This window comes from Cupriavidus sp. SK-3, from assembly GCF_000611145.1.
In the GTDB taxonomy this organism is placed as follows: Bacteria; Pseudomonadota; Gammaproteobacteria; order Burkholderiales; family Burkholderiaceae; genus Cupriavidus.
This window is the reverse complement of sequence record NZ_JFJV02000025.1, coordinates 1-1,176: the sequence shown is the minus strand read 5'-3', so window position 1 is coordinate 1,176 and position 1,176 is coordinate 1. Positions and strand designations below refer to the sequence as shown.

Annotated in this window: 2 protein-coding genes; both read left to right on the top strand. The window is 59.6% G+C overall.

Features of this window, described 5'->3' with window-relative positions; translation table 11 throughout:
* A partial coding sequence (locus CF70_RS02140) for a hypothetical protein (protein ID WP_235184856.1) occupies positions 1-508 on the top strand: 508 nt, incomplete at its 5' end.
* 9 nt (positions 509-517) lie between these two features.
* On the top strand, positions 518-991 hold the full coding sequence (locus tag CF70_RS02135) for a hypothetical protein (RefSeq protein ID WP_035859703.1): 474 nt from the start codon (positions 518-520) through the stop codon (positions 989-991).
* Positions 992-1,176 lie beyond the last annotated feature (185 nt).

The following is a 1,176-nucleotide window of genomic DNA, read 5'->3' as shown; positions in this document are numbered from 1 at the left end:
ACCGCTTCGGCAAACGCTTTTGATCGCGTCTTCGACGCATCGAACCATGTCTGGCCTGTCCAGACCTCACCCATTGCGGGACATCGTCCCGTTGGGATTGGTGTCTCGTCCACATCTGGAATACACCATGAAGCTCCCAAAATCCTTTACCCGCCCGCACGTCCCATGCGACGCCGCGGCCCGTGCGACCCTTCACCGTGATGCATCGCGCGTCTTGCGACGCGTCGCCGGAGATCTCTCGTTGCGCCAGCGTGATTTCACGATCCAGGCACGTAGGCAGCATCGCCACAAGGTGGAAGTCTTCTCCTTGCAGACGGATTCCTTGTGCTTCGAAATCGCGCATGCTGCCGACCGGTCAACGGCGAAAGTCTCGTTTCGCACCTGCAAGGGTCGCGACGACCTGACCGGAGGCCGTGACAACATGGTCCCCCTAAACGCGATCGGCTCGCAGGAAGGCTACGCCGACCTGTTGACCACGCTCCGCGTTGTAGCTGGCCGCCGCGGCTAAGGGGGCAAGATGACACAGCTGGCAAAGGTCATTTTGAAAACCACTAGCGGCGACGAGTTCACTTGCTCGGTACACTATGAGCGCAGTTCAGGTATCGTCCGGCTGCCCGGCCGCCTCCACGATCTTGTCGAGGCTGCCGAAGACGCCGACGAACGACATGTCCTCGTGCTTCTGGAGGGCGGCTTCCAATATCCGCTCGCCCGCGAAGGCGAGACGGAATACCGAGTCGAGCGGTCGAGCGCAGTGAGGCGTGGGTTTTGGCAGGAGGTCAAGATGTCGATCGCCGCGCCAACGAAGGACCAGCGTCTTCAGTACGGTCGCTTCGTTCATACCCTCTCGGCCACGGCGATTATCGGCATGGCCGGCTTCCTAGCCGGTAAGCCCGGGTGGACACTCGATTCAATCATCAGTGTGATTAACCTTCTGGTGGCCGCCGTTGTACTATTCGCCGTAGGCGCGGTACTTTCCAAAGGAGAAAAGTGATGCTTGGTACATTTGTTTTGGTTCTGGCACTTGGCCTGGCAGCCTATTTCCTGTGGGCTGACCGTAACGGCCGTCGCGTCCACAAGGACTGACAGCCAGACCATTGGCTATTTTCGCCCGGCAATGCCGGGCCATCAAACTGACGCACCTCTTGGGTGCGTTTTTTTTCGTCTACCACGCGGGGC

Excerpts from the sequence above, each read along its gene's own strand:
- CF70_RS02135 (WP_035859703.1), top strand. The coding sequence starts at position 518 with ATGACACAGCTGGCAAAGGTCATTTTGAAAACCACTAGCGGCGACGAG.